Below are 7,772 nucleotides of genomic sequence, written 5' to 3' on the forward strand. Positions count from 1 at the left end.
GGGTCTTGCGCATCGGGTTGATCACGCACGATTTCGACAAGCACATGCCAGCGATGCGTGCCTGCAAGCGGCGGGCGGGTTCCGGGAATGTGGTGCAGAACCGAATCCAGACATGTTGCGGGAATAATCTCAAAGCCTTCCAGTGATTGCGGCGTCCGGCTTTTGAGATACCGGAAGAGCTGATAGGCCTCGTCGGTGCTGTCGACCGCGGCCCATGCAACGCAGCGATCCACCAGAGCCGGCACGGTTCTCAGCGTTGCTGCGGTGACAACGCCCAATGTGCCTTCGCCGCCAACAAACAATTGCTTCAGATCATAGCCGCGATTATCTTTCTTCAGCGACACCAGGCCTTCCAGGATGCTGCCGTCGGGGAGCACGGCTTCAATCCCGGCCACCAGCGCGCGCATCGTTCCGTGGCGTTATACCTGGGTGCCGCCGGCGTTTGTGGAAACGAGCCCGCCGACCGTGGCGGAACCCTTGCCGCCGAGCGTCAGGGGAAACCTCAGTCCTTCTGCTGCAAGAGCTTCATGAAGATTCTGTAGAATCACACCGGCCTCGCACACCACGAGCTGGTCTTCGGATTCTATCGTCCGGATCCGGTTCATGCGGCGGAGGGACAGGATGACCGACTGTCCGCTGGCATCGGGGGTTGCCCCCCCGACCATCCCGCTGTTGCCGCCTTGCGGAACAACGGCAACGGCATGTTCGTTCGCGATCCGCAGTATCTCTGCGGTTTCTTGCGTGCTGGCGGGAGAGATCATGGCGGATGCCGCGCCGGTATAACGGCCGCGCCAGTCTGTGAGCCACGGAGCCATATCATCGTCGTCGCTGGTGTAACCCTTGGCACCCACAACCGACTGCATCTGTTCTCGCCAATTTGTCGTTTTCGGCATGTCTTCGCTCCTGCGTTCCGGGGCCAGCTTTTCGTCGTCTTACGGCCGAGTCCGCTTTCGCAGGCAAGCCAGGGCCGATAATGTGCCGCAAGACGATCATTAAGTGGCAATCTGTCAGTTCATGCAATATTCAATCGTCGCTGGTATAGCAAAGCCAAGGATTAATTAAGGGATTTTGGTGAGCCTGTCACTTATCGCGATATTGCTGCTCTCCGTGCCGGAAACGCGCGGGATACAGCAGGTGGATGTTTCGTCTACCGATACGGTCAGGGACTATGTACCGGCGCGTCCGCTTGCTTATGCTCAGGTCCGAATCGAAAAACGGGTGATCATCCGGGTGCCGCGACGTCGGCCGAGTCAATTGGCGCCAAGGGCAGATTTTTCGCAGGATATCCCGCAGCAGACCTTTCGCGAAAAGAAAATGGGCAAATGCTTGCCGATGAACAATATTTTGGGCGTGCAGATGTTTTCAGATCAATATCTCGATCTGGTGACACAGGATCGCAGGCGAGTCAGGGCGCAGCTCGAAGAAAATTGCCAGGCGCGCAGTTTTTATTCCGGTTTTTATATGGAAAAATCGAAGGACGGCAAAATGTGCGCAGGACGCGATATCCTGCACTCGCGTACCGGCGCCAAATGTGAAATTGAACGATTTCGCGAACTTGTCCCGGAACGCTAGATCAAGCGAGAAAGCTTGACAAATCCGGGATATGAGATCATTGCCCGGCATAGCCCAAGAGGCTAAGACAGGATGCAAGGGTGCATCCTATATTTTTCCGGAACCGCTATGAAATTTGCCGATCTCGGCCTGTCTGAAGAACTGCTCAAATCCGTCGCTGAAGCGGGTTATGATGAGCCGACGCCGATTCAGGCCCAAGCCATACCTTCCGTGTTGATGATGAAAGATATCATCGGCATCGCCCAGACCGGCACAGGCAAAACCGCAAGTTTTGTGCTGCCGATGATTGATATTTTGGCACATGGCCGATCGCGTGCGCGGATGCCTCGATCGCTGATCCTGGAGCCTACTCGTGAATTGGCGGCTCAAGTTGCCGAGAATTTCGAGAAATATGGCAAAAACCATAATCTCAGCATGGCGTTGCTCATCGGCGGCGTTTCCATGGGCGACCAGATCAAGGCGCTGGAAAAAGGAGTAGACGTTCTGATCGCGACACCGGGGCGGCTGATGGATCTGTTCGATCGCGGACGGATTTTGATGTCGGGCTGCGAATTGCTGGTGATCGACGAAGCGGACCGGATGCTCGATATGGGCTTCATTCCGGATATCGAATCGATCTGCTCGAAATTGCCGGCGACGCGCCAGACAATGCTGTTTTCGGCGACCATGCCGCCGCCGATCAAGAGATTGTCGGATCAGTTTCTCAACAATCCAAAATATATCGAAGTCTCGCGCCCGGCAACGGCCAACACCTCGATCGATCAATCCCTGATCGAGGTCGCTCCCAAGGCCAAGCGCAAATTGATTGTCGACCTGCTGGACAATGAAGGCGTCGATACCGCAATCATATTTTGCAATCGCAAAACCGAGGTTCGTGATCTTTGCCAGAGCCTTCGCAAGGACGGCTTTGATGCCGGACAGATTCACGGTGACATGGATCAAAGTTCGCGTCTGGCCGAGCTGGACCGGTTCAAGTCCGGCGAAATCAATATTTTATGCGCCTCCGATGTTGCCGCGCGCGGGCTGGATATCAAGGGCGTCAGCCATGTGATCAATTATGATATTCCCTGGCACCCGGATGACTATATTCACCGGATCGGCCGAACCGGTCGCGCGGGTGCCACCGGCGTCGCGATTACCTTTGTAACCCGCAGCGATGCGGAACATGTCGACAGCATCCAAAAACTGACTGGTATGAAAATTGCCGTCCGCAAGGAGCGCAAGGGCAAGGCTAGCGACAAACCAGCCGCCAAGGCGCCGGCGAAACCTGCTTCGGAAAAGCCTGGTGCGGTAAAATCAAACGCGCCGCGGCGCGATGAAGCGCCAAAGCGGCCACAGCAAGAAGATCGGCCAAAGAAGCCCCGGCAAGACGATGCGCCGAAACGGCCGCAGCACGATGATGTGCCGAAGAAACCGGCACGCGCTGCAAAGGTCAAGGCGGAAAAGCCGCCGGTTGTTCAGGACGCGAGTGACGATGATGCAGAAGGTAGCTGGAACGGTCCGATGCCCAGCTTTCTGGACGCCAAGCTCAACCGCTAGATTGTGGCTATTGCAGGGTCAAACTTTCGAGGATCGTTGAAGCCAGCGGGTCCGTTGCCTTGGCCTGGTCAGCAGCATAGCTGATTTCCGCTTGCACCATTGTACCATCGGGCTTGCGAAGCAGCCGCTGGCTGGATTTCTGGCCATTGGTTAAAATCCCGGAGGCGCGATATTCATTCTTGCCGACCGGCGCGCCCTCCATGGCGTCGCTGCCATCCTCTACCGCCTGAACGGATTTGCTCCATGCAGCGTCTTCGCGATTCTCTACCCAACTGACCGCCAGCTTTGCGCCGCTTTCAGCATCGGTATAGACTCGACCATTGTCGTCGCTGGCGGCTTTGTCCACGGTCCAGCCGCCAGGCACCATGATGGTGTAACCGCGCAAGGCGTTGGCATAGCTGTCGAGGGTGGCGAGATCGATCGTGGTTGTGCCTTCGCCTTCTGCAGCTTCCGCTTCGTCGCGGATCGCCTGGCTTGCAGCATCGGCTTGTTGCGCCAGTTCTTCGCTGGATGGAACGTCGCCCACCGCTTCCTGTTTTCCGCAGGCCGAGAGAAGCAGCGCAAGCGTCAGGGCCGCGCCGAATGGAAGGTTTGGAAGCATGTTTTTCATGAGATGAGACTTAAGACCAGCGGTGGGAAACATCAATGGCGATGTTGAATTTTGCAGATTCGGTTTTGGCCGAAAACGTCAAATCCAACATGATCCTACACGAAATCCAACAAAAATACCGTGTGTTTACGCGGCGTTATCAATGCCGAGGTCGGCCAGTTTGCGATAGAGGGTTGAGCGTCCGATGCCCAGTCTCCGCGCGACTTCGGTCATTCGGCCGCGATAATGGCCAATGGCGAGGCGGATGACATCGGCTTCGATTTCTTCCAGCGGTCGCAAATTGCCATCTTCGCTATAAAGCGTGATCCCGATGCCTTCCGGGCTGCTGACGAGATGCGGGTTGGCGTCGCCGGATTCGGCGACAAAGGACGCGATTTGCGGAAATTCATCGCAGGTCAGAGCATTGCGGTCGCACATGACCGCGGCGCGGAACAGCACGCTTTGCAGCTGGCGGACATTGCCCGGCCAGCGATAGCTGCGCAGCAGATTGAGCGCTTCGTCGGTGATGCCAAGACTGCGCAGACCCGGCTGGAGCGCGAGGCGGGCAAGGAAATGGCGGGCCAGCGCGGGAATGTCGCCGGTCCGGTCGCGCAACGGAGGGATGGTCAGCTGGACGACATTCATCTGGTAGAAAAGATCTTCGCGGAAATTGTCTTTCTCGACCTCGAGCAGCAGCTTGCGATTGGTTGCGGCGATGATCCGGACATCCAGCTGAAAACTGTTCGGGCTGCCAAGCGGCTGGATATCGGAATGTTTGAGGAAGCGCAGCAGGCGGACCTGGGTCTCCGGCGGAATCCGGTCGACCTCGTCGAGGAAAATCGTGCCGCCTTCGGCTTGCTGAAGCAGTCCGATCTTGCGGTCGAACGCGCCGGTAAAAGCGCCTTTTTCGTGGCCGAACAGGATCGAATCGAGCAGGTTGCCGGTAATTGCCCCGCAATTGAGCTTGAGCATCGGCAATTTGGACCGGGGGCTGGCGGCGTGGATGGCATCGGCGATAACTTCCTTGCCAACTCCGCCTTCGCCTTCGATCAATACCGGAACGCGGGCGCGGGCTGCCTTGGCCGCGATCGCCAGTGCCGCGCGAAACGCCGGCGCAGCGCCGACAATTTCTTCAAATTCGAGCGGCACCGAAATTTTCTCGCTGAGCGGGCGTAGCTCGCCGTCATCCCTGGACGATTCGACAGCGGCGTTGAGCGCCTGGAGCATCAGTTCGGGGGCAACCGGCTTGATCAGATAGTCGGTAGCGCCGGCGCGCACGGCGTCGACGGCTTCGGCAATTGATCCGACGGCGGTCAGCATCAGCACGGGCAAGGCGGGGCGACGGGATTTCAGTTCGGTGATCAGCTCCGTCGCTTCGGAGCCCGGCACCCAATGGTCGAGAATGATCGCGTCGAGCATCATCCCGTCCTGCGTGCCTAGCGTGGCAATCGCGGTTTCTGCGTCGCGGGCATAGATCGTGCGGAATCCCGCCCGCGAGGCGAGCGCGGAAATCAACCGGCACTGGGCAGGCTCATCATCGATCAGCAGCAGTAATTTAGTGCCGTTTTGTACCATTTTTATCCCGATTGTGCCAGAATGAGGCATATCCTTAGCGGCAACCGGTAAAGACCCGATTAAGGGGCGAATAAATTTTCTATATAGAATGACGGTGCGAAGGGCTTGAGCAGCAGGTAATATACGGTTACACCTCGCGCCTGTTTTGAACGAAAGTAAGGGGATATCATGACATCTGATAATGATTTGGGCGCAGCTGAGGAATCATATGCTCGCTTCCTGTCGCTGCTGAAAACCGGGACGATCGCGACTGTTGTAGTCGCCATATTGGTGATTATTCTCATATCCTAACTGATTGGAATATTTTGTGAAAATCGCGGTTTTGAAGGAACTCGCCGAGGGCGAGAAGCGCGTCAGCGCGTCGCCAGAAACGGTCAAGAAATTCATCGCTCTCGGCGCTTCCCTGGCCGTCGAAAAGGGAGCCGGCGAATCTGCGTCTGTTGCCGACAAAGATTATCAGGAAATGGGCGCGACAATCGATACCCGGCAAGCGGTATTGAAAGATGCGGACATTGTTCTGGCCGTGCAAGGTCCTGACCCACTCTCATTAAAGGGCATCAAGAAAGGCGCATGGCTGGTTGCCAGCCTCAATCCCTTCGGCGAGCGCAAACGCGTCGATGAATATGCCAAGCTGGGCATTGATGCGCTGGCGATGGAATTCATGCCGCGGATCACCCGTGCCCAATCGATGGATATTCTGTCTTCGCAATCCAATCTGTCGGGTTACAAGTCCGTCCTTGAAGCCGCCGCCCATTACGGCCGCGTCTTTCCGATGATGATGACCGCAGCCGGCACGGTTTCGGCGGCGCGCTGTTTCATCATGGGCGTCGGTGTTGCCGGATTGCAGGCGATTGCCACGGCGAGGCGACTGGGCGCGCAGGTCAGCGCCACCGATGTGCGCGCAGCGACCAAGGAACAGATTCAATCGCTCGGCGCGAAGCCGATATTTGTCGAATCGGTCGAAGGCATCGAGGGTGAAGGTACCGGTGGCTATGCCACCGAAATGAGCGAGGAATATCAGAAAGCGCAAGCCGAACTGGTTTCCAGCCATATTGCCAAACAGGATATTGTCATCACCACCGCACTAATCCCCGGACGGGCTGCACCGCGCCTGATTTCCGACGCCCAGATTGCGACGATGCGGACCGGCAGCGTGATTGTCGACTTGGCAGCAGAGCAAGGCGGCAATGTCGAAGGCGCGGTTGCCGGCAAAGTGGTCGTGAAGCATGGCGTCAAGATCATCGGCGCGAACAATATGCCGTCGAGCATGGCGGCGGACAGTAGCGCTCTATTCTCCCGCAATCTCTATAATTTCCTCAGCGCTTATTGGGACGAAGAGGCCAAGCGGCCAGTGTTGCCCGATGATGACGAGGTAACGATTGGCATACGCCTGACCAAGGATGGCAAGGTTGTGAACGAGCGCCTTCTGGCGAAATAGGGGTTAGCTATGGATTTTATTTCAATTCTTTCGATCTTCGTGATGGCCTGTTTTGTCGGCTATTATGTCGTCTGGTCGGTGACCCCGGCCTTGCACACGCCGCTTATGGCGGTGACCAATGCGATCTCTTCGGTGATTATCGTCGGGGCGCTGATCGCGGCGGCGGCGGGGTCGCAGGCTGATGGTGGACAGACCGCCAAGTGGCTGGGTCTGGTTGGCGTCGTGCTGGCCAGCGTGAATATTTTTGGCGGCTTTGCCGTGACCGAGCGGATGCTCGCGATGTACAAGAAGAAGGAGCGCAAATAATGGGTGCTTCTGTCGACGACAAAATTTGTCGCCCCAGCGCACGCTGGGGTCTAAACCGAGGGCGTCGTGTCGCATCAAGATTGGGTTGGGTCCCAGCCTTCGCTGGGATGACGGTATTTGCCAGTTCACCAGCGCTCGCCGCTTCCGGTGAAGCGGTCAACCCCTGGGTTGCGACCGCCTATTTGATCGCGGGCGTTCTTTTTATCTTCGCATTGCGCGGTCTGTCGTCGCCCGAATCTAGCAGACGCGGCAACCGTTTCGGTATGGTCGGAATGCTGATCGCTGTGGTCACCACTCTATGGACCCACAGCATCGCCAGCCTGCCGGAAATCGCCGGAGCGATTGCCATCGGTGGCGCGATCGGTTTCGTTATCGCGCGTCGTATCGCGATGACCGATATGCCCCAGCTGGTCGCCGCTTTCCTCAGTCTGGTCGGTATGGCCGCGGTTCTGGTCGGAGTCGCCGCTTATCTCAATCCCGGCGCCTTTGGCATATTGGATGCGACGGATGAAATCCTGACGGTCAGCCGGGTTGAATTGGGTCTTGGCGTCGCGATTGGTGCGATTACTTTCTCCGGTTCGGTCATCGCTTTTCTCAAGCTTAACGGCAATATGTCCGGCGCGCCGATCACGCTGCCCGGGCGGCATATCATCAATCTTGGCGTGCTGTTGGCGATCATCGGACTGACTGCCTATTTTGCGATTGCACCGACCATCGGCACAGGACCGATATTCTGGGCGATCGTGGCGCTGA

General features: G+C 57.3%; 10 protein-coding genes. 6 read left to right on the top strand and 4 right to left on the bottom strand.

What is annotated here, in order from left to right:
• On the bottom strand, positions 1 to 407 hold a 407-nt coding region (locus WBM93_RS07235; protein WP_424430174.1), incomplete at its 3' end, for an FAD-binding oxidoreductase.
• A 12-nt stretch (positions 408 to 419) separates the two neighbouring features.
• Positions 420 to 893 (bottom strand): FAD-binding oxidoreductase, encoded by a 474-nt coding sequence (locus WBM93_RS07240; protein WP_424430177.1) that lies wholly within the window; start codon positions 891 to 893, stop codon positions 420 to 422.
• A 178-nt stretch (positions 894 to 1,071) separates the two neighbouring features.
• Between WBM93_RS07240 and WBM93_RS07245 the strand changes: the two genes are divergently transcribed.
• On the top strand, positions 1,072 to 1,572 hold the full coding sequence (locus WBM93_RS07245) for a hypothetical protein (protein ID WP_424430180.1): 501 nt from the start codon (positions 1,072 to 1,074) through the stop codon (positions 1,570 to 1,572).
• 108 nt (positions 1,573 to 1,680) lie between these two features.
• Positions 1,681 to 3,111, top strand: coding sequence for a DEAD/DEAH box helicase (locus WBM93_RS07250; protein ID WP_424430183.1), 1,431 nt, complete (start codon positions 1,681 to 1,683; stop codon positions 3,109 to 3,111).
• A 7-nt stretch (positions 3,112 to 3,118) separates the two neighbouring features.
• Here WBM93_RS07250 and WBM93_RS07255 read toward each other — a convergent pair whose 3' ends face one another.
• Together WBM93_RS07255 and WBM93_RS07260 are read right to left on the bottom strand one after the other, a co-directional pair.
• Positions 3,119 to 3,712, bottom strand: coding sequence for a hypothetical protein (locus WBM93_RS07255; RefSeq protein WP_424430186.1), 594 nt, complete (start codon positions 3,710 to 3,712; stop codon positions 3,119 to 3,121).
• A 135-nt stretch (positions 3,713 to 3,847) separates the two neighbouring features.
• A complete protein-coding gene (locus WBM93_RS07260; RefSeq protein ID WP_424430189.1) occupies positions 3,848 to 5,275 on the bottom strand; it encodes a sigma-54-dependent transcriptional regulator in 1,428 nt (475 codons plus the stop codon).
• 168 nt (positions 5,276 to 5,443) lie between these two features.
• Here WBM93_RS07260 and WBM93_RS07265 point away from each other — a divergent pair, with 168 nt between their 5' ends.
• The 4 genes from WBM93_RS07265 to WBM93_RS07280 form a co-directional block, all read left to right on the top strand.
• Positions 5,444 to 5,566, top strand: coding sequence for an aa3-type cytochrome c oxidase subunit IV (locus tag WBM93_RS07265; protein WP_424430192.1), 123 nt, complete (start codon positions 5,444 to 5,446; stop codon positions 5,564 to 5,566).
• Between the two features lie 16 nt (positions 5,567 to 5,582).
• On the top strand, positions 5,583 to 6,713 hold the full coding sequence (locus WBM93_RS07270) for a Re/Si-specific NAD(P)(+) transhydrogenase subunit alpha (RefSeq protein ID WP_424430198.1): 1,131 nt from the start codon (positions 5,583 to 5,585) through the stop codon (positions 6,711 to 6,713).
• A 9-nt stretch (positions 6,714 to 6,722) separates the two neighbouring features.
• Complete coding sequence (locus WBM93_RS07275; RefSeq protein ID WP_066743604.1) at positions 6,723 to 7,019, top strand: NAD(P) transhydrogenase subunit alpha; 297 nt, start codon at positions 6,723 to 6,725, stop codon at positions 7,017 to 7,019.
• A 107-nt stretch (positions 7,020 to 7,126) separates the two neighbouring features.
• Positions 7,127 to 7,772: NAD(P)(+) transhydrogenase (Re/Si-specific) subunit beta (locus WBM93_RS07280; RefSeq protein ID WP_424430202.1), on the top strand; the 646-nt coding region annotated here is incomplete at its 3' end.

It is taken from the genome of Parasphingorhabdus sp. (genome assembly GCF_049667325.1).
Taxonomy (GTDB): domain Bacteria; phylum Pseudomonadota; class Alphaproteobacteria; order Sphingomonadales; family Sphingomonadaceae; genus Parasphingorhabdus.

What these genes read in the sequence shown, in the direction of transcription:
- WBM93_RS07265 (WP_424430192.1), top strand. Translation starts at nt 5,444, where the DNA reads ATGACATCTGATAATGATTTGGGCGCAGCTGAGGAATCATATGCTCGC.
- WBM93_RS07255 (WP_424430186.1), bottom strand. Translation starts at nt 3,712, where the DNA reads ATGCTTCCAAACCTTCCATTCGGCGCGGCCCTGACGCTTGCGCTGCTT.
- WBM93_RS07275 (WP_066743604.1), top strand. Translation starts at nt 6,723, where the DNA reads ATGGATTTTATTTCAATTCTTTCGATCTTCGTGATGGCCTGTTTTGTC.
- WBM93_RS07240 (WP_424430177.1), bottom strand. Translation starts at nt 893, where the DNA reads ATGCCGAAAACGACAAATTGGCGAGAACAGATGCAGTCGGTTGTGGGT.
- WBM93_RS07250 (WP_424430183.1), top strand. Translation starts at nt 1,681, where the DNA reads ATGAAATTTGCCGATCTCGGCCTGTCTGAAGAACTGCTCAAATCCGTC.
- WBM93_RS07260 (WP_424430189.1), bottom strand. Translation starts at nt 5,275, where the DNA reads ATGGTACAAAACGGCACTAAATTACTGCTGCTGATCGATGATGAGCCT.